Below are 21,255 nucleotides of genomic sequence, written 5' to 3' on the forward strand. Positions count from 1 at the left end.
TTGATCCAAGAAAAAACCCGCTATCTCTTGCGAGATAACGGGTTCTTATATGGTGCCGGCTACCGGAGTCGAACTGGTGACCTACTGATTACAAGTCAGTTGCTCTACCAACTGAGCTAAGCCGGCTAATTCTGGCGGAAGGATAGAGATTCGAACTCTAGGATGGTTTCCCATCGGCGGTTTTCAAGACCGCTGCCTTCAGCCACTCGGCCATCCTTCCATAGCGCGGAATTATGCCTATCTCTGACCCCGCTGTCTAGTCCTGATTGTAAAAAAAATGACTTTTTTATCTGTTTGCTCAATCTTCAAACGCTTTCTGCTTAAAAAATGCTAACTCACTAATATATTGATTAATTTTTGATAACTAAAGATAAAAAAGCAGAGTGATATCAAGAAATAAACGGAGTACCCCATAAGGAACTAAATAAAAATAAATAAGAGGAAAAATAAAAAAGAGAATTATAGATAAGAAAAAACCCGCTACCTCTTACGAGATAACGGGTTCTTATATGGTGCCGGCTACCGGAGTCGAACTGGTGACCTACTGATTACAAGTCAGTTGCTCTACCAACTGAGCTAAGCCGGCTAATTCTGGCGGAAGGATAGAGATTCGAACTCTAGGATGGTTTCCCATCGGCGGTTTTCAAGACCGCTGCCTTCAGCCACTCGGCCATCCTTCCATAGCGCGGAATTATGCCTATCTCTGACTCCGCTGTCTAGCTCCGATTGTAAAAAAAATAGATTTTTTTGTTTGTTTGCTCAAAGTTCATCCGAATATCCCTTTTAAAAGGATAACCTGTTAATATAATGGCTGAATAATGGTGATTGTTTATTCAATTTTCTATTTTTAATTACATTGTCTCTTAAAGGCTCGCAAACTGAATGCGTACATTGAACCAACTCAAGCCAAATACACTAACTCGTCTATATGCCCTATTCCTTCTTTTTATGGTCATATCGCTTTTTCTATACGCTTACAGTTATTTTGACACTTGGCTAGATAGCAAAAAAAACGCTATCAACAATACAACTCTCAAATTCTCTCGACAGGTTGAAGATTACCGTTATCACTCTAATCAGCTTTTTCAGTTATCAAATAAAATAACCGATACCTCGATGTTTCCTGTATTGCGACTTAATCCAATAAAATTGCGTTCTGATGTATTTTGGCTTGAAGGACGAGACCAAACCGTAGATTCCATTATATTTGGTAAACCCAATGAGCAAACCTTTCAGTTAGCACAACGATTTGCAAATTCACTCGAAATTCTTTGGGGTGTGCGTAATGATTACAGTTCACTTTATTATCTAAATGGTAAAGGGAATGATCTTATCTTAATTACGACCCATTCTGTGCTTAAACCGGAGATCCGTTACAAAGAAAGCTATTTAACATTAACGGCTGAAAGTAAACGGTCTGAGTTATTGATGCAATCAACTGCATTAGATGAAAAAGAGAGCCTTTCTCCTATTAGGAAAATGTCTACGGAAAACATTTATTACTATACTTATCGTATTATGTTTAATGTTCCGGGTCAGCTAACCAGCGTAGTGGCGTTTGATTTGCCTATCAATAATTTCTTGCCTTCAGAGCTATCTCCACACTACTTAAGATTACTTCCGACAGGTCAGCAATCTGTTTATGACAAGAATAACATTGAAATATCAACCGATGGCTCTTCACTGATTTTTTCTCAACCGATTATTGGGATCCCATATTCACTCTCTTATGAATACCCTATGAAGTCGATTATAAAAGAGATTGCCTACAAAAATATTTGGTTATTAATCAGTCTGCTGATATTTATTTCTATCTCCGTTTTTGGCCATATTTATATCCGTAACAAGTACGTTTTCCCTTATATCTCTATGACTCGTAATCTACGGATCAAAGAAGAGATGACAAACGACATCATTTCAAACCTTCCGATAGGATTACTAGTCTATAATTTTTCCTCTAACCATAAGATTATTAGTAATAGTCATGCGGAAAAATTACTGCCTCATATCGATTTATCTAAGATCCGCCAAATGGCAGTTGAGCACAATGGCTTAATTCAAACGGCTATCAACAACGAAATTTATGAAATAAGAACAAGTAATAATAACAATATTGACAATACCTCATTATTCATATTTCTGAATAAAGATAACGAAGCGCTAATCAATAAAAAATTACAACTTGCACAGCAAGAATATGAGAAAAATACCATCGCACGACGCAAGATCTTATCTAATATGTCATTAGAATTAATGCGTCCTATCAAAGATATAAATGAGATGGTTTATCAATTTAAAGAATTATTACCCGAAGACACTCATCAACAATTGCTTAGCTTATTATTAGAGAAAACAAATTACATTTCTGAATGGATAGAAAACATTACATTAATTAATAAGTTAGAAAACCAAGAATGGAAAATTCATAAGGATGAATTTGAACTATCAACATTAGTTGAATCTATTCTGATAACAGCATCACCTTTTATGATAAGAAAAGGCCTAACACTTTATTTCCACAATAATATAAGACCTGGATTACTTTTAATTAACGATGGTCCCGCTTTAAGTAAGATTATTTTATCATTGATTAATTATGCCATTAGCACGACTAATTATGGAAAGATAACCGTTAATCTGAATTTAGTTAAAAATAAAGATAAAGAAGAAATACTTATAGATATTATTGACAGTGGAAGCGGGCTTACCCCTCAAGATATTGCTAATATAAAATACCCATTCTTAGGACAAGCAATGGGAGACAAATATTATTCTAATTCAGGTATCATTTTTTATTTATGCCATTTGCTATGCAACAAAATACAAGGAGAATTAACGATTAAGAGCCAAGAAAGTATTGGTTCTCATTTCCAAATTGCACTCCCATACCAGCATATAGATACTGAAGAACGAACATTTAACGTATTATTAGAGGGAGTAAACGCAAAACTCGCTATAAAAAATCCTGAAATAGAAAAAATTATCTGTCAACAGCTTGATAAATATGGCGCCACATACTTTGATAAAAATAGAGAGAATCTTTATCCTGAATACGATATCATACTTAAGGATACGCCGAATGATAACCCTGAATCTCCAACAATATTATTAATGAGTTCTATTGTTGGATTTGAAAAAATATCAAAAGATTTAATAAAGTGTAACTATAACTTCGGTGATCCTTTAATAGAGGCTATTACTTATTTAATTGAAGAAAATGAGTCATTTTCCCTAGATACAACTGAAGAGAGTATTTGGGATGAAAATAATAACCTTGATAAATACGAAGTAATTCTTAATAATTATAGGAAGAAGTTGAATGGTAGTGATTATAAGGAACTATTTATCAGTACTGTTCCTATTGATGTTGAAAAACTACACTTAGAAGCAACAAATAAAGACTTTTATTCTCTAGCCCAGACAGCTCACCGTCTAAAAGGGGTTTTTGCCATGTTAGATTTAGAATATCTCAGAGAAAGCTGTGAATATTTAGAGCATGACATAAAAAATCATAATGAATTAGAGATCAAAGAACGTATCACTCAACTGGATAAATGGATTCAACAGTTGCTGCAGCAAGGTAACAATTAAACATGAATAACCTTAATATTATTATTGCCGATGATCACCCAATCGTTTTATTCGGTATTCGTAAATCTTTAGAACAAATTGAATGGGTCAATGTTGTAGGTGAATTTGAAGATTCGACTTCACTTATCAATAACTTACCTAAGTTAAATGTGGATGCTTTAATTACTGACTTGTCTATGCCTGGCGATAAGTATGGTGATGGTATTACACTCATTAAGTACATTAAAAGACATTATCCTAATTTGTCGATTATTGTACTCACAATGAATAACAACCCAGCTATTTTGAGCGCAGTTCTTGATCTTGAAATTGAAGGTATTGTGCTTAAGCAAGGTGCTCCGACTGATCTACCAAAAGCATTGGCTGCACTACAAAAAGGCAAGAAATTTATGCCTGAAAGCGTTGCGAAGCTACTTGAAAAAGTAAATGCAAATGGTTATGGCGATAAACGTTTATCACCAAAAGAAAGTGAAGTGCTGAGATTATTTGCTGAAGGCTTTCTTGTGACTGAAATCGCGAAAAAACTTAATCGTAGTATTAAAACGATTAGTAGTCAGAAAAAATCAGCCATGATGAAATTAGGTGTCGATAACGATATCGCATTACTTAATTACTTGTCATCAGTGACTATTGATAAGGAAATTAACGGCCCAGATTAATTTCACCGTAGTTACCTTAGTCGCACCGATAAAATCAGGAAGCTCATCCCTTTGTGGGAGCTTCTCTGCTTTTTAATTTTTACTCTTTATCCCTCATTCTCTTTGGGTTTGCCTTTCTCTTTTCTTGCAAATATTTCCTGTTCAGAAGCACCTTATAAGCTGCATGGCTTATATCGTACCTTTACTAGTTTTTTCGCTTATAGGCTGTTACAGAGACTCCCTCACTCTCCTTTTAATCGGCTTGTCTTATTATGGCTGTACTTTGTTTCATTTTATCTATCAAAATACTTTGTAATTACGTCATTTTTACCTTATTTTGACTTAAAAAAAACCAAGGCTAATAAATTAGCCTTGGTTTTTTTACTCGTTTTATTGTTCACGATCTAGAATTATTCTTTAGGTATATACTTCACCAACACTTCTCTTAAAATAGAAAGCGAAACAGGTTTAGATACACAATCATTCATTCCTGCATCAATACAGCGTTGTTTCTCTTCTGCAATCGCATTCGCCGTCACACCAATCACAGGCATATTACTGCCTATTTCTCTTATATGTGTTGCCAGCTGATAACCATTCATGTTTGGCATATTGACATCCGTCAGAACGATATCAACATGATTTTTAGCTAAATACGTTAATGCGTCACAGCCATCTTCTGCTGTTACTGTATTAAAACCGATTTTTTTCAGTTGATCAGTCAACAATAAGCGGTTTATTGGGTGATCATCGACAATAAGAATCGTTAAGGTTTGTAAGCTACAATCAGTATCTTGCTCCACCATATCCACACAATTTGCTTCTACTTTATTTTGTGGCAATTGCAGTATTATTTTTGTTAACTCGTTTAATTTATAAGTACTGCAGACCCATACGTTTCCAGCTGTTTTCTTCGACGGCTCAAAATAATGCTCGTTGATCCTAATAAATTGGCAGTTATCTTTTCTTGGTATATCGTAATCTGTGATAATAAAATCGGTTGAAGATAACACCACTTCTTCAGTAAGTAATTCGCAACTCAAGCCAAAATAACGAAGGTATCGACCAATAAAGCCTTCTAAATAGAGATTTTTAATATCAATAAAACAGCGAACATTACTTTCTTTATAAATATTCTGTTTAGAAGAAGGCTCAACGCCTTCTAAAGCACCATAAAGAGGTATACGAACTGTAAAGCGGCTACCAATATTTTCTTGGGAAACAACGCTGATATCCCCATCCATTAAGTTAATTAGTTTTTCACAAATAGCTAAACCTAATCCTGTCCCTTCTGATGCACTTTCTGTATTTTGAGACACTTGGAAGAATGGTTCAAAAAGCTCATGCAATGCTTTGTCGCTGATCCCTCGCCCTGTATCGTGAATATCGAAATAGAGATAATAATCATCTTTATAAAGATGCAAGGTAATACACCCTGTCGTAGTGAATTTAATACTGTTATTCAATAAATTAGAGATAACTTGTTGCACACGAACAGGATCACTATTTACAATTTTAGGTACATCAGGTTCGATAAAACAGTAAATAGCTAAGTCTTTTTTCGCAATCAAAGGTAAATAGTTAGAGATAACAAAAGAGAGCACTTGGCGACAATTAAATGGCTTAATATCAATTTTTAACTGTTTAGATTCAATTTTCGAGAAATCGAGGATATCACTAATAATTTTTAGTAATAACGATGAGGAGTTATCCATCGTTTTTAATAATCGAGCAGCATCATCGCTTTGTGTAAGAGATTGTAATAACTCTAAATTACCAATAATGCCATAAAGTGGCGTTCGTAATTCATGGCTGACAGTTGCCAAGAACATCGATTTAGCTTGGTTAGCTTGCTCCGCAGCTGTCGCCATGTTTTGTAATGAGCGCTCCATTTTAACCCGTGCGCTAATATCCACTAAAACACAGATGGCCACATCTTCATTTTGATAACGTGAATTAACAAAGCTGATTTGCAGATGATTACGATTGTTGGTCACTACATCGACCATATTGCTACTTTTCTCTGCAATAATAGAGAGGATATTTTGTTTATCGCTATGGCTAAGTAAACGAAAATAGTTATGAGCGAGTTCGTTACTTAAAATGATCATGCCATCACGTATTCTAAGAATACTAATCCCAACTGGCGCTGATGCTACAATCTTATGGTTAAACTGCTCGTGTTCTTCCAGACGAGAGGCATTGTTTTCAGCTGGGGAGAATATTTTTCGCTCAAAGATCCATACGAAGATAAAAATCATAATGGCTGAAATAATATTTAAGATCAGCGCATTAAAAATCGTAAATTTAAATTCATTTAAAATTTGTTTGAGTGGTAATGAATACACCACACTAAAAGATGAAGGTAATAATTTACGCTTAGCAACTAAGTCACTAAAGTCTTCATCAAAACCAAAATAAGGGGCACTAACATCAGGAACTTGTTTAACGGCATGATAGTTATTTTCTGCTGGATAGCTTAAAACAGTGGTATTTCTACTATTAAGAAGGTGAATTGAAATCACTCTGTCTTTGGCGGGAGAAAAATATTCAAGGCGAATTGCCCTTTCAATACCGATCAAGCCAATAAATTTACCTGAGGCATAAACTGGCGACATAACATATAAAATGCCGCTATCTCCTTTTGCATCTGGCACTATCCAATATTGGTTAACCTCTTTACCTTGTGCGCGTTGATTGATGTAGTTACGTGTATTTTCGTAAACCATCTTTTTCAACATTTCAGTATCAACAGGGGATGCGCGCAAAGGGAAGTTAATCATACACATGCTATGGGAGCCAACCATAAAGACTTGGTTTATTCCTTGCAGGGCGGGTGTATTATCTTTCCAATAATATAAGATGCTGTTAAATGAGCGAAAATAGTTATTTGTTTGTCCTTTAAACAATTCACAATCCGCAGTGTCATTAAGTTTATGAAGTGAAAAAGGTCCTTCATAAAATAATGAATTTTTCATGCTCGGATTTAAATTGATCTGTTCTTGATGTCGTTCTGCGAGGTATTGTAAATCACGGATGGTGCCAGAAGTTTGCCTAAAGAAGCCAAGGAGATTGGTGTAGTTATTACTATACTCTTGCCGAATATCTGACTTTGTATCATTGAAAATATTGATGAGGTAAAACATGGTTAACAATGCACCCATCGCCCACAACATGATACCTAATACACGAAAAAGGTAGCGGGAAATTTTTAACGATGTTTTAAAGGACGAGAGATATCTCAAACAACCACCCTAATCAATAATGCCTACCGCATAAGAAACTTATTCTATTCTAGCAGAAGTTACTGTATGTCTGAATGATATGATCTTTATCATCAAGATAATTTTTTCTGATGATGAACTGATCCTACCATATAAAAAAAGCAGGCAATTATGCCTGCTTTCTTTTATTTATACATCACAATAATGATAAATATTATTCTTCGTCTGCATCATCCGCTAAATCTGAATCAGGTGCTTCTGATGACTCTTCGTTAATAACTTCATTAACTTCATCGTCATCTAATGCATCATCTTCATCTTCAACACGTTGCAAGCCAACGACCAACTCACCTTCGGTTGTACGAATTAAGGTAACACCTTGTGTATTACGTCCAACAATGCTGACTTCAGAAACTCGTGTACGAACTAATGTACCCGCATTCGTGATCATCATAATCTGGTCAGTTTCTTCAACTTGAATTGCACCAACAACTTTACCGTTACGCTCACTGACTTTAATAGAGATAACGCCTTGTGTTGCACGATTCTTCGTTGGGTATTCGCTTTGAGCAGTACGTTTACCATAACCATTTTCAGTTACGGTTAAGATATCACCTTCACCACGAGGGATGATAAGTGAAACCACTTTATCGTCATCGCTCAGTTTCATACCACGAACACCTGTCGCAGTACGTCCCATTGGGCGAACACAATCTTCTGCAAAGCGAACCACTTTACCATCCGCAGAGAACAACATAACTTCGTTAGTGCTGTCGGTTAAATCAACACCGATTAACTCATCACCTTCATTTAAGTTGACGGCAATAATACCTGCACTACGAGGACGGCTGAAATCTTGCAGAGGTGTTTTCTTCACGGTGCCGCTTGCTGTTGCCATAAAGACAAACTTACCTTCTTCATACTCTCTCACTGGCAAAATAGCCGTAATACGTTCATTTTGCTCAAGAGGTAATAAGTTGATAATTGGGCGACCACGAGCACCGCGACTTGCTTCTGGTAATTGGTAAACTTTCATCCAGTAGAGACGACCACGGCTTGAGAAGCACAGAATGGTGTCATGGGTGTTAGCTACCAACAGACGATCTATAAAATCTTCTTCTTTAATTCTTGCTGCTGATTTACCTTTACCGCCACGACGCTGTGCTTCGTAATCGGTAAGTGGCTGATATTTAACGTAACCTTGATGAGAAAGTGTCACAACAACATTTTCTTCATTGATCAAGTCTTCGATATTAATATCTGCTGTATTTTCAGTGATTTCAGTACGACGAGGATCGTTATATTGATCTTTAATCGCATTTAGCTCTTCACGAATGACTTCCATCAGACGCTCTGGGCTTCTTAAGATATGTAATAGCTCAGCAATTTGGAGCAATAACTCACGATATTCATCTAACAGTTTTTCATGTTCAAGGCCGGTCAGTTTCTGCAAACGCAGATCCAAAATAGCCTGAGCTTGTTGCTCTGTTAGATAGTACTTACCGTCATGCACACCATATTGTGGCTCTAACCATTCAGGACGAGCAACATTGCTGTCACCAGCACGCTCTAACATGGTAGAAACGCTACCTAAATCCCAAGGTTGTGCAATTAACGCCGCTTTTGCTTCTGCTGGATTTGGTGCTTGACGGATCATTTCAATAACTGGGTCAATGTTCGCCAAGGCAACAGCCAGTGCTTCTAAGATATGGGCGCGGTCGCGTGCTTTACGTAATTCGAAAATAGTACGACGAGTAACAACTTCACGACGATGACGAATAAAGGCAGAGATAATTTCTTTTAAATTTAATAATTTTGGCTGGCCTTGGTGAAGCGCAACCATATTAATACCAAAAGAAACCTGCATTTGTGTTTGTGAGAATAAGTGATTTAATACCACTTCACCCACAGCATCACGTTTGATTTCAACGACAATACGCATACCGTCTTTATCAGACTCATCACGTAAGCCGCTAATACCTTCAATACGCTTATCTTTAACAAGCTCTGCAATTTTTTCAATTAAGCGAGCTTTATTCACCTGATAAGGAATTTCTGTCACGATAATAGTTTCGCGACCTGTCTTCTCATCAGTTTCGATATCAGCCTGAGCACGGATATAAATTTTTCCGCGACCAGTACGGTAAGCATCTAAAATTCCTCTGCGACCATTAATAATAGCGGCAGTCGGGAAATCAGGCCCCGTAATATGTTCCATCAACTCTTCAATCGTGATGTCTTCGTTATCAACGTAAGCAAGACAGCCGTCGATAACTTCGCCTAGGTTATGTGGAGGAATGTTTGTTGCCATCCCTACCGCAATCCCTGAAGAACCATTGACTAACAAGTTTGGAATACGGGTTGGCATTACTGCCGGAATATGTTCTGTTCCATCATAGTTAGGAACAAAATCAACCGTTTCTTTTTCCAAATCCGCCAGCAGTTCATGGGCGATTTTCGCCATACGAACTTCGGTATAACGCATCGCAGCCGCCGAGTCACCATCAACTGACCCGAAGTTACCCTGCCCGTCAACCAACATGTAACGCATAGAAAAAGGCTGTGCTAAACGAACAATCGTTTCATAAACAGCACTGTCACCGTGCGGGTGATATTTACCGATAACATCCCCAACAACACGGGCTGATTTTTTATAAGGTTTATTCCAATCGTTTCCTAGTACATTCATCGCGAAAAGCACTCGGCGGTGTACTGGCTTCAGTCCGTCTCGAACATCGGGTAATGCGCGTCCTACAATAACAGACATCGCATAATCCAAATATGAGCTTTTCAGCTCTTCTTCGATATTAACTGGTGTGATTTCTCTGGCAATGTCGCTCATGGAGCCACTGTCCCTCATACTACGGATTCAAAGGTTTAGAACTATACCACAAATCGCCAATTTTTGGAAAAAGGAAACAACTAAATTAATGATCCTTTCGCTATTCTCTTCGATTTCACCGTCTAACGTTGGTAGAATCATGGCAATATGAAAATAGGAGTAATACTTTCTGATGAATGATAAAACAACCTCTTTACATGCTAACGTGGATCAGCATGAAATCGACAAGTTTGAAAGCGTCGCATCACGGTGGTGGGATCTTGAAGGTGAATTTAAGCCATTACACCGCATCAACCCACTAAGACTCAACTATATTCAAGAACGCGCAGACGGCCTATTTGGAAAAAAAGTCCTAGATGTCGGTTGTGGTGGCGGTATTTTGTCTGAAAGTATGGCATGTGCTGGAGCTGAAGTAACTGGACTTGATATGGGCACAGAGCCATTACAAGTTGCACGTTTACACTCACTGGAATCGGGTATACCTGTCACTTACATTCAAGATACCGTTGAAAACCACGCGAATGACAACCCACAAACTTACGACGTCGTTACCTGTATGGAGATGTTAGAGCACGTTCCTGATCCATCTTCTGTGGTAAGAGCCTGTGCAAAACTGGTAAAACCTGGTGGACATGTTTTCTTCTCAACCATCAATCGTAATAAAAAAGCGTGGCTAATGCTGGTCGTAGGTGCGGAGTATATTCTGAATATGGTACCTAAAGGCACACATGATGCTAATAAGTTTATTCGCCCATCAGAATTGCTTAGTTGGGTCGATGAAACCGATTTACGTAGCAAAAATATGATTGGTTTACATTATAACCCAATCACTGACAAATTCCGATTAGCGCCAAATGTCGATGTGAATTATATGGTGCACACACAATCGACACATAACTCGAATTCATGAAACTGAAAGTTTGATTTGGTTTAATAAAACATCAAACGATCACATTTTTTAAAATTGACTTTACATCGTTGTCACTTGAATTTGTGTTTCTTACTGCCTGTATTTATGCAGGGTACAGGCAGTTATTAAAAAATTTATCCCCTATTTATCCACAGAAACAATCAGATTTGTACACTTGATCAATCTCTCAATTACCTTTATCTTGTTATCACCATTTGAACCAACCCCTATATATTGTGTTTCCTTAAATTTCACACCACAAGACTCCTTGACACAAATTGTCATCGGGAGCGTTTTTTTGCGGTATAAAATTTCAGGTAACACTAATGCAAGAAAGGTGCATCGCTCATGAATCACAGCCTGCTAGTCACAAAACGTGATGGTCATAAAGAACGCATTGACTTAGACAAAATTCACCGTGTTATCGCCTGGGCCGCTGAAGGTCTAGAAAATGTCTCTGTATCTCAAGTTGAATTACGTTCTCAGATTCAGTTTTATGATGGTATCAAAACTGCTGATATCCATGAAACGCTGGTAAAAGCTGCTGCAGACTTAATCTCTGCTGAAACGCCTGATTATCAGTATCTCGCTGCCCGTCTTGCCGTATTTAATCTACGTAAAAAAGCGTATGGCCAATTTGAGCCACCAGCACTGTATGATCACGTTAAAAAATTAGTCGATTTAGGCAAATACGATCGCCATCTTCTCGAAGATTACACGCAAGAAGAGTTCGAACAGATGAATAACTTTATTGTTCATCAACGTGATATGAATTTCTCCTACGCTGCGGTTAAACAATTAGAAGGCAAATACTTCGTTCAAAACCGTATTACAGGTGAAATTTACGAAAGTGCGCAATTTTTATACGTTCTAGTCGCTGCTTGCTTGTTTTCTCGTTATCCACAAGCAACACGTATGGACTATATCGAACGCTTCTATAATGCGATTTCAACCTTTAAAATTTCATTACCAACGCCAATCATGGCGGGTGTAAGAACACCAACTCGTCAATTTAGCTCTTGCGTTTTAATTGAGTGCGACGACAGCCTTGATTCTATCAATGCGACATCAAGTGCTATTGTGAAATACGTTTCTCAACGTGCGGGTATTGGTATCAATGCAGGTCGTATTCGTGCATTAGGTAGCGCTATTCGTAATGGTGAAGCATTCCACACAGGCTGTATCCCTTTCTATAAACACTTCCAAACTGCGGTGAAATCTTGCTCGCAAGGTGGTGTTCGTGGTGGTGCGGCAACCTTATTCTACCCATTATGGCATTTAGAAGTTGAAAGCCTGCTGGTACTGAAAAATAACCGTGGTGTTGAAGATAACCGTGTTCGTCATTTAGATTATGGCGTGCAATTAAACAAATTAATGTATGAGCGTTTAATCAAAGGTCAGGATATTACTTTATTCAGCCCTTCTGATGTTCCTGGTTTATACGATGCATTCTTTGCAGACCAAGACGAATTTGAACGCTTATATGTACAATATGAGAAAGACAAAAGTATCCGCCAAAAACAAGTTAAAGCGGTTGAGTTATTCTCATTAATGATGCAAGAACGTGCCTCAACTGGCCGCATTTACATTCAGAACGTTGACCATTGTAATACACATAGCCCATTTGATCCGGCTGTTGCACCAATTCGCCAATCAAACTTATGCTTAGAAATTGCACTGCCAACTAAACCATTAAATGATATTAAAGATCCTAATGGTGAAATTGCACTGTGTACGTTATCTGCATTTAACTTAGGTGCAATTGAAAATCTTGATGATTTAGAAGAACTTGCTCGTTTAGCCGTTCGTTCACTTGACGCCTTGTTAGATTATCAAGACTATCCAATCTTGGCTGCTCAAAAAGGGGCAATGGGTCGTCGTACTTTAGGTATTGGTGTTATTAACTTTGCTTATTATTTAGCAAAACACGGTGTCCGCTACTCTGATGGTAGTGCAAATAACTTAACTCATCGTGCATTTGAAGCTATTCAATACTATTTATTAAAAGCATCTAATGAATTAGCGAAAGAACAAGGCGCATGCCCATGGTTTAATGAAACCACTTACGCTGAAGGTATTTTACCTATTGATACCTATAAAAAATCATTAGATGTACTGACCAATGAACCACTGCATTACGATTGGGAAGGCTTACGCAAAGACATTAAAGAGTACGGTTTACGTAACTCAACACTATCCGCGCTGATGCCATCAGAAACCTCTTCACAGATTTCGAATGCGACAAATGGTATCGAGCCACCGCGTGGTTATATCAGTATTAAAGCCTCTAAAGACGGTATTTTACGTCAAGTGGTTCCTGAGTATGAGCGTTTGAAAGGCGCTTATGAATTACTGTGGCAAATGCCAAGTATTGAAGGTTACTTGCAGTTAGTCGGTATTATGCAAAAATTTGTTGACCAAGCGATTTCTGCAAACACTAACTACGATCCTACTCGTTTCCCTAGCGGTAAGGTTCCAATGAACCAACTGCTGAAAGATTTGCTGCTCGCTTACAAATATGGTGTGAAAACACTTTATTATCACAATACCCGTGACGGTGCAGACGATGTACAGGGTGATCTGGAAGAAGTCGTTGAGACGGAAGATTCAGATTGTGAAGGCGGCGCGTGTAAAATTTAATTGAGGAAGCTATGTCTTATACTACTTTTTCACAAGTTAAAAATGATCAACTTCAGGAGCCCATGTTTTTTGGGCAACCTGTTAACGTAGCGCGTTATGATCAGCAAAAATATCCTATTTTTGAAAAGCTAATTGAAAAACAGCTCTCCTTCTTCTGGCGTCCAGAAGAAGTGGACGTTTCTCGTGATCGTATTGACTATAATGCGTTACCTGATCATGAAAAACATATTTTTATTAGTAACTTAAAATATCAAACGCTGTTGGATTCGATTCAAGGAAGAAGCCCTAACGTGGCATTCTTACCTTTAATCTCAATCCCAGAGTTAGAGACGTGGGTTGAAACATGGTCATTCTCTGAAACCATCCACTCACGCTCTTATACTCATATTATTCGTAATATTGTTAACGATCCGTCAGTTGTGTTTGATGATATCGTTGAAAATGAAGAAATTTTAAAACGTGCACGTGATATTTCTTCTTACTACGATGAACTGATCAGACTCACTAATCTTTACCATATGTTTGGTGAAGGTGATCATGAAGTCAAAGGCGAGATGGTGCACGTTACACTGCGTAAACTGAAAAAACAGCTTTACCTGTGCTTAATGAGCGTCAATGCATTAGAAGCGATTCGTTTCTACGTTAGCTTTGCCTGTTCATTTGCCTTTGCGGAACGTGAATTAATGGAAGGTAATGCTAAAATCATTCGATTAATTGCCCGTGATGAAGCGTTGCATTTAACAGGAACACAGCACATGCTGAATTTACTGCGTTCAGGTCAAGATGATCCTGAAATGGCAGAAATTGCGGCTGAATGTGAGCAAGAGTGTTATGACCTGTTTGTTGAAGCGGCAGAGCAAGAAAAAGAGTGGGCGGAATACCTGTTCTCTGAAGGCTCTATGATTGGTTTAAATAAAGATATCCTTTGCCAATATGTTGAATATATTACCAATATTCGCATGCAAGCAGTGGGTCTTAAATTACCATTTAAAGCACGTTCTAACCCTATTCCATGGATCAATGCATGGTTAGTGTCTGACAACGTTCAAGTTGCACCTCAAGAAGTTGAAGTCAGTTCTTACCTCGTGGGTCAAATCGATTCACAAGTTGATACTGATGACTTAAGTAACTTTGAACTGTAATACTGAGAAATAACACCGATACGTTATGGCATCTCATAAAGTGACCCTGCATCAGCAGGGTCTTTCAACACCTTTAGAATTTCATACTGACACCCATCCTTCTTTGCTTGATGCATTAGAGCATGGGAAAGTCCAAGTCGAATACCAATGTCGTGAAGGCTATTGTGGCTCTTGTCGTCTACGCTTAGTGAAAGGCAAAGTGTGTTATCGCAATGAGCCTTTAGCGTTTATCCAAGCCGATGAAATACTCCCCTGTAGTTGCCATCCCATTAGTGATATCGAAATAGAAATTTGCTCTGAGTAATTTGAATTATCTTAATTTTGGCTTTTTCCTAACACTCTTGTTCATCTTTGACTAAAGTTACAAATAACATTGATAAAAAAGGAAAAATATTATGAAATTAAGTTCTATTTTCTCCGCTGTTGCTATTTCCACATCAATTCTGCTCGTCGCGGGCTGTTCAAGTCCACAAAAAATAGAAACAGTGAATGGGGAAACAATTTTAACAACAGATAAACCCCAAGAAGATGAAGCAACTGGATTAATTACCTACAAAGATTCAGAAACAGGACAAATTAAACAAATTAATCGTGATCAAATAAGACGAATGGTAGAGCTTGACGATTAACGCTCCTATAAATATCTCTCTTAAAGCGCCAATTCATATTTATAATTGGCGTTTTTTTATTCACAAAATCCTTTTTGTAAACCAATCATTACAGCATACGTAATTAAAATTTGACAGAAATTTACCATTCTTATACCCTGCTTTTTAAATAAATAAAATAGTTTAGAGAACAGAGGATTTTGTGAAGAATCGCACTATAGGCAGTGTTTTTATTGTTGCAGGAACAACAATTGGGGCAGGTATGCTGGCAATGCCACTGGCTGCCGTGGGTATTGGTTTTAGCACCATGATGCTATTGCTTGTTGGCTTATGGTTATTGATGAGCTATACCGCGTTACTGCTGGTGGAAGTTTATCAATACAATGATCCTCATACTGGTCTTGGCTCTATTGCAAAGCGCTATCTTGGTGTTGGTGGTCAAGTGATCACAGGACTTGCACTATTACTATTAATGTATGCGCTAACAACTGCTTATATTAGTGGTGCAGGTGAACTACTCTCATCCACACTCTCGTCTTGGATTGGTCATGAGCTTTCTATCACACAAGGTATCATTATCTTTACAGTGATTGGTGGAGCGGTGGTAGGAATTGGTACAACATCGGTTGATATGATTAACCGCCTATTGTTTACCGCAAAAGTTTTCTTCCTCATATTTATGCTGATTGTTATGTTACCTCACGTTGAATCAGTAAACTTAACCTCAATGCCTGTGGCGTATGGGCTTATTCTTTCTGCTATTCCTGTTATTTTTACCTCATTTGGTTTCCACGGTAGTGTGCCAAGTATTGTAAGTTACATGAACGGCGATATTAAAAAGCTACGTATTATCTTTATTGTTGGTAGTGCTATTCCGCTTGTTGCTTATATTTTATGGCAAATTGCCACATTAGGTGCCATCCCAACAAATACTTTTATGGGAATTATGGCGCAACAATCTGGATTAAATGGTCTTCTTACTGCTATCCGTGATGTTGTTGCTACACCTCGCGTGAATATTGCAGTTAACCTATTTGCGGCATTAGCTTTAGCAACCTCGTTCCTTGGTGTTGCATTAGGTCTATTTGATTATCTTGCTGACCTATTCAAACGCAGTAATCGTGCAACTGGGCGTATGCAATCAAGCCTATTAACGTTTGTGCCTCCTTTACTATGCGCGCTTTATTTCCCTAACTTTGTACAAGCATTAGCCTATGCCGCTATTGCCCTGTCAATCTTAGCGTTGCTTCTACCTGCTTTATTAGTATGGAAAGTTAGACAAGAACAAAACGGTGCAGATAAATACAAAGTTAAAGGCGGGAAAGGTGCATTAGGTATTGTGTTTATTTGTGGTCTGGTGGTTATTGGTATTCAAATCGCTATCACTTTTGGTTTATTACCACAAGTCGGCTAAATACTCACTTATACCAACAACAAAAAAAGCAGGTGCTGATTTTTCAACACCTGCTTTTTATTTGATCTTATCTGCTTTTTCTAAATTAGAAGCTTAAACCAGCTCCAACATAGAAACCATCAGCAATTTTATTATTACTTCTATTATGTGAGTTTTCGATTTCAATCACACGGTAACCTGCATTAACATGCAGTGGTTTAAATACTGTTAATTGAGCCCCCACATCGGCTTCATAATAAGATTTGCTGCCAGAGGTTAATCCTTCAGGAGAAGCATAAGCTTCACCATAAACATTCAATGAAGGGAATACATTCCAGTTTAAACCTACACCACCCGCTAGTGCAGCACCATCATCACCATTTTTTGGTGATAAGTAGAGTGCTTTACCTCCAACACTCGCTGAGAAAGGTCCTAATGGTAATGCGAATTTTGCACCTAGGCTACCCGTCTGACCATCATGATCACTTCGTGCCCAGTTACCATTAAAAGATAGCCCTGCGTTAGGATCACCTAAACCCGCACGAACATCAGTGTAATGCTTGCCCGCTTGAATATTCATTGATACTGCATTTGCATTACCAGCCATAAATAACGCACTTACAGCGCCGACCAATAAATATTTTTTCATTGTTATTACTCCAGCAAATAATTGTCCTAATTTATAATTATACAACAAATTTATTAAACAACTTTAGCTAAAATTGAAAGCTAATCTGTAGAATTTTCAATCTATGTAAATAAGTTACGTCTATCAATGTTATTGGTCTAATTGGTTTTATTAATGAGTTTATTATTGCTAAAGTGGAATTACAGTCAATATTAACCATAATAAGTATAAGGCTGTTCGCTTCGTTTTATTCACACATGCTATTTTTTAGAACGTTCATTATTTCATAAACTGGAGATATGTGATGGAAAAGAAAAAGCTAACAACGGCATCTGGTGCGCCGGTTGTAGACAATAACAACTCGATGACAGCAGGCCCTCGCGGCCCAATGTTACTTCAAGATGTCTGGTTTCTAGAAAAACTTGCTCACTTCGATCGTGAAGTTATTCCTGAAAGACGTATGCACGCAAAAGGCTCTGGTGCTTTTGGTACATTTAAAGTGACTCACGACATTACGAAATATACTCGTGCTAAAATATTCTCTAAAGTGGGCAAAAAAACAGACATGTTTGCTCGCTTTTCCACTGTTGCAGGTGAAAGAGGTGCAGCGGACGCCGAACGTGATATTCGTGGCTTTGCATTAAAATTTTATACCGAAGAAGGTAACTGGGATATGGTGGGTAATAACACGCCCGTTTTCTATCTTCGTGATGCCTTGAAATTCCCTGACTTAAACCACGTTGTAAAACGTGACCCTAAAACTAATCTGCGTAATTTAGCTTACAAATGGGATTTTTTCTCTCATTTACCTGAAGCATTACACCAGTTAACCATTGATATGAGCGACCGCGGTTTACCAAGAAGTTATCGCTTTATTCATGGTTTTGGTAGTCACACTTATAGCTTTATTAATAAAGATAACGAGCGTTTTTGGGTTAAGTTTCATTTCCGTTGCCAACAAGGCATTAAAAATCTGATGGATGATGAAGCGCAAATGCTAGTAGGTCAAGACAGAGAAAGCTCACAACGTGACTTATTTGATGCTATTGAGCGCGGTGATTTCCCACGTTGGAATTTACAAATTCAAGTAATGCCCGAGAAAGAAGCCTCGAAAGTTCCTTATAACCCTTTTGATTTAACTAAAGTTTGGCCTCATGCGGATTATCCATTAATAGATGTGGGTTATTTTGAATTAAACCGTAATCCTGAAAACTATTTCTCTGATGTAGAGCAAGCAGCATTTAGCCCAGCCAACATCGTTCCTGGTATTGGTTTTTCACCAGATAAAATGCTACAAGGTCGCCTATTCTCTTATGGTGATGCACATCGCTATCGTTTAGGTGTTAATCATCATCAGATCCCTGTTAATGCTCCTAAATGCCCATTCCACAATTATCATCGTGATGGTGCAATGCGTGTTGATGGTAATAGTGGCAGCGGTATTACCTATGAGCCAAATAATGGCGGTATGTTCCAAGAACAGCCTAATTTCAAAGAGCCACCATTATCTATCGAAGGCGCGGCGGATCACTGGAACCATCGTGAAGATGAAGATTACTTCAGTCAACCTCGTGCACTGTATGAATTACTGAGTGATGAAGAGCACCAACGTATGTTTGCTCGCATCGCAGGCGAATTAATTCAAGCAAGTAAAGATACACAAAAACGCCAAATTGCCCTATTTAAGAAAGTCCATCCTGAATATGGTGCTGGTGTTGAAAAAGCAATGAAAGCATTAGCAAAAAAAGACGCTAAATAACCCTATAATAAGAAGCCCTGTGAGCAACTCGGCAAAAACAAACCTCCTAGTTATTAATATATTGGTAATTAGGAGGTTTTATTTATCGCTAAACTAATTATTTTCTTGTTAACAAAGAAGCTCATCATAACTAAATTGCCCGGTAACATTAATCACTAAATTCGGCACATTTAGATTTTCCACCGTCATAATCTTAATAATGGTTTTATTGTCTTCATAGTCTAGCGTTAACTCATTTTTATTCCCTGTAAACGACTGAACTAATCTTGGATTAATAATTTGGTCATCTACTTCTGATTTAAATAATAGAACATCATCTTCTTTATTAAAATCAAAAATAACATTATTACCACTTGCCTTTTCTGATAAATTAAAAATAAAGATATCCTTTCCTTGGTTAGCTGATATAATGTTATTACCATTTTTTATAATAAAGGTATCATTACCATAACCACCATACAAAATATTATTTCCCGCACTTGCTATTAATGTATCATCACCCGGCCCTGCATATAATAAATCATCGCCGCTGCCACTAAAAAGAACGTCATTTCCTGCTTCACCGATAAGAATATCGTTTCCATCATCCCCGAAAAGAATATCATTGCCTAACCCACCATATAGCGTATCGTTACCTTCTCGACCTAATAATGTGTCATTTCCTTTATTACCCCATAATTCATTATCCGTACTATTTCCTATAATATAATCATCTCTTAGCCCCCCTTTGGCATTTTCAATAACGACATCGAAAGCAATAGAAACATTACTACGTAATCCACCGACATCAGAAAAAGTCCCTTCATTTAAATTAATTTTCTGATTTACGTTATATTGTGAAAAATCTAAAATATCATTACCACCAGCATCCCAAATACAACTGACCAAAACATCATCTGTCGAATGTAAACTATAAAAATCTCTTTCTGTATTAGAATTAAACCCATAAATTGTATCTCCAGTTCGCGTGGTCATATTCTTCCCATACAATTTTTGGATAAGATAAGTATCCAATAATAATGGATTCATTGGGTAATTAACGCCAAAATCTGCGTATTCTTTTTTCGGTTTTTCATAAGCCATAATTGAATATTTTAGGCTATTTTCTTCAATATCAGGTAACTCAGAATCACTCGTAAAAGTATGAGACAGACCAAGAGAATGCCCTATTTCATGTATTATCGTTTTTCTTATTGCAGAGCCGAGACCCAATGTTTTTTCTGGATTATTTATATGTCCATTATCATTGTTATTTTTATACAGGAAAACCCAGTCATCTAATCCTTCAAAATAAGTCACAATACCATCGGCATTCTCTTTAAATGAATGTAGTTTCTCTTTTTCTTCTTCTGTATGTAATCTTGTATTAACCACAGAGATAAGCCCAGTTTCAGAAATATTAATCCAAACTTGTCCATCTAAACTGTAATCACTTACTTTATCTATCTTTTTATTTTGATCTAAATGTTCATTGAAATACGAGGCTACGCCTAAAGTTGAGTAATCATAATCTTTCGTTAATTCATTTATATTGTTATAAACACCAAATTTTATATGCGTATCATGCTGATTATCTTTTTCTATAAATTCAATATTTGCAATATCACTGTATTGTTGCAGTGATTTTTTTACCGCATTTTTTTGGGAGTCATTCATTGTTGTTAAGGTTTTATATTCTTGACCTCTTAATTGACTCCAATCAGGAAAACTAAATGTTATTTTAGTGATGCTTTTATCAAGCTCTGAATTTTCCGATCTTAATGTTGGCATCATGGTCTTCATGATATCAATAATAGTATTAAATCCAGGTGTTTTTTCTTTATTATTTACTTTCATAAAAGATAATCTCTATTAATAATTAATTAGAGATGATTATTTTA

General features: G+C 37.3%; 13 protein-coding genes and 4 tRNA genes. 9 read left to right on the plus strand and 8 right to left on the minus strand.

Translation table 11 applies throughout. The features are described from left to right. Nucleotides 1-50: 50 nt before the first annotated feature. From ACNARN_RS14280 to ACNARN_RS14295, 4 genes are all read right to left on the minus strand, one after another. Nucleotides 51-126 (minus strand) — tRNA-Thr (locus ACNARN_RS14280). A gap of 6 nt (nucleotides 127-132) precedes the next feature. Then, a tRNA-Ser gene (locus ACNARN_RS14285) sits at nucleotides 133-220 on the minus strand. A 290-nt stretch (nucleotides 221-510) separates the two neighbouring features. Then, nucleotides 511-586, minus strand: a tRNA-Thr gene (locus ACNARN_RS14290). 6 nt (nucleotides 587-592) lie between these two features. After that, a tRNA-Ser gene (locus tag ACNARN_RS14295) sits at nucleotides 593-680 on the minus strand. A 202-nt stretch (nucleotides 681-882) separates the two neighbouring features. On the opposite strand from ACNARN_RS14295, the gene rcsD reads away from it, so the two are divergent. Together rcsD and rcsB are read left to right on the plus strand one after the other, a co-directional pair. Then, nucleotides 883-3,591, plus strand: a complete 2,709-nt coding sequence (gene rcsD / locus ACNARN_RS14300) for a phosphotransferase RcsD (RefSeq protein WP_198619784.1) — start codon at nucleotides 883-885, stop codon at nucleotides 3,589-3,591. Between the two features lie 2 nt (nucleotides 3,592-3,593). Next, nucleotides 3,594-4,250, plus strand: coding sequence for a response regulator transcription factor RcsB (rcsB, locus tag ACNARN_RS14305; protein ID WP_006533269.1), 657 nt, complete (start codon nucleotides 3,594-3,596; stop codon nucleotides 4,248-4,250). A gap of 389 nt (nucleotides 4,251-4,639) precedes the next feature. Here rcsB and rcsC read toward each other — a convergent pair whose 3' ends face one another. Both rcsC and gyrA read right to left on the minus strand, forming a co-directional pair. Continuing rightward, nucleotides 4,640-7,474 (minus strand): two-component system sensor histidine kinase RcsC, encoded by a 2,835-nt coding sequence (gene rcsC / locus ACNARN_RS14310; RefSeq protein WP_198619783.1) that lies wholly within the window; start codon nucleotides 7,472-7,474, stop codon nucleotides 4,640-4,642. Nucleotides 7,475-7,667: 193 nt separating this feature from the next. Next, complete coding sequence (gene gyrA / locus ACNARN_RS14315; protein ID WP_198619782.1) at nucleotides 7,668-10,295, minus strand: DNA topoisomerase (ATP-hydrolyzing) subunit A; 2,628 nt, start codon at nucleotides 10,293-10,295, stop codon at nucleotides 7,668-7,670. 172 nt (nucleotides 10,296-10,467) lie between these two features. Here gyrA and ubiG point away from each other — a divergent pair, with 172 nt between their 5' ends. The 6 genes from ubiG (at nucleotide 10,468) to tyrP (ending at nucleotide 17,009) form a co-directional block, all read left to right on the plus strand. Then, nucleotides 10,468-11,205 carry a bifunctional 2-polyprenyl-6-hydroxyphenol methylase/3-demethylubiquinol 3-O-methyltransferase UbiG gene (gene ubiG / locus ACNARN_RS14320; RefSeq protein WP_109374142.1) on the plus strand — a complete coding sequence of 246 codons (738 nt, stop codon included), beginning with the start codon at nucleotides 10,468-10,470 and terminating at the stop codon, nucleotides 11,203-11,205. A 348-nt stretch (nucleotides 11,206-11,553) separates the two neighbouring features. Next, nucleotides 11,554-13,845 carry a class 1a ribonucleoside-diphosphate reductase subunit alpha gene (gene nrdA / locus ACNARN_RS14325; RefSeq protein ID WP_198619780.1) on the plus strand — a complete coding sequence of 764 codons (2,292 nt, stop codon included), beginning with the start codon at nucleotides 11,554-11,556 and terminating at the stop codon, nucleotides 13,843-13,845. Between the two features lie 11 nt (nucleotides 13,846-13,856). Next, nucleotides 13,857-14,987 (plus strand): class Ia ribonucleoside-diphosphate reductase subunit beta, encoded by a 1,131-nt coding sequence (gene nrdB, locus ACNARN_RS14330; protein ID WP_109374140.1) that lies wholly within the window; start codon nucleotides 13,857-13,859, stop codon nucleotides 14,985-14,987. 25 nt (nucleotides 14,988-15,012) lie between these two features. Continuing rightward, the gene (gene yfaE / locus ACNARN_RS14335; protein WP_109374139.1) at nucleotides 15,013-15,291 is read left to right on the plus strand and encodes a class I ribonucleotide reductase maintenance protein YfaE; all 279 of its coding nucleotides are present in this window, start codon (nucleotides 15,013-15,015) and stop codon (nucleotides 15,289-15,291) included. Nucleotides 15,292-15,382: 91 nt separating this feature from the next. After that, the gene (locus ACNARN_RS14340) at nucleotides 15,383-15,616 is read left to right on the plus strand and encodes a YgdI/YgdR family lipoprotein (protein WP_109374138.1); all 234 of its coding nucleotides are present in this window, start codon (nucleotides 15,383-15,385) and stop codon (nucleotides 15,614-15,616) included. A gap of 241 nt (nucleotides 15,617-15,857) precedes the next feature. Next, a complete protein-coding gene (tyrP, locus tag ACNARN_RS14345; RefSeq protein ID WP_349443309.1) occupies nucleotides 15,858-17,009 on the plus strand; it encodes a tyrosine transporter TyrP in 1,152 nt (383 codons plus the stop codon). Nucleotides 17,010-17,094: 85 nt separating this feature from the next. Here tyrP and ACNARN_RS14350 read toward each other — a convergent pair whose 3' ends face one another. Beyond that, a complete protein-coding gene (locus ACNARN_RS14350) occupies nucleotides 17,095-17,637 on the minus strand; it encodes a YfaZ family outer membrane protein (protein WP_100158496.1) in 543 nt (180 codons plus the stop codon). Nucleotides 17,638-17,920: 283 nt separating this feature from the next. Between ACNARN_RS14350 and ACNARN_RS14355 the strand changes: the two genes are divergently transcribed. Next, nucleotides 17,921-19,375, plus strand: a complete 1,455-nt coding sequence (locus ACNARN_RS14355; protein ID WP_198619778.1) for a catalase — start codon at nucleotides 17,921-17,923, stop codon at nucleotides 19,373-19,375. A 108-nt stretch (nucleotides 19,376-19,483) separates the two neighbouring features. On the opposite strand, the gene ACNARN_RS14360 is transcribed toward ACNARN_RS14355, so the two are convergent. Further along, nucleotides 19,484-21,211 (minus strand): M10 family metallopeptidase C-terminal domain-containing protein, encoded by a 1,728-nt coding sequence (locus tag ACNARN_RS14360; protein WP_416304598.1) that lies wholly within the window; start codon nucleotides 21,209-21,211, stop codon nucleotides 19,484-19,486. Nucleotides 21,212-21,255: the final 44 nt, after the last annotated feature.

It is taken from the genome of Proteus sp. TSJ240517 (genome assembly GCF_047921575.1).
In the GTDB taxonomy this organism is placed as follows: Bacteria; Pseudomonadota; Gammaproteobacteria; order Enterobacterales; family Enterobacteriaceae; genus Proteus.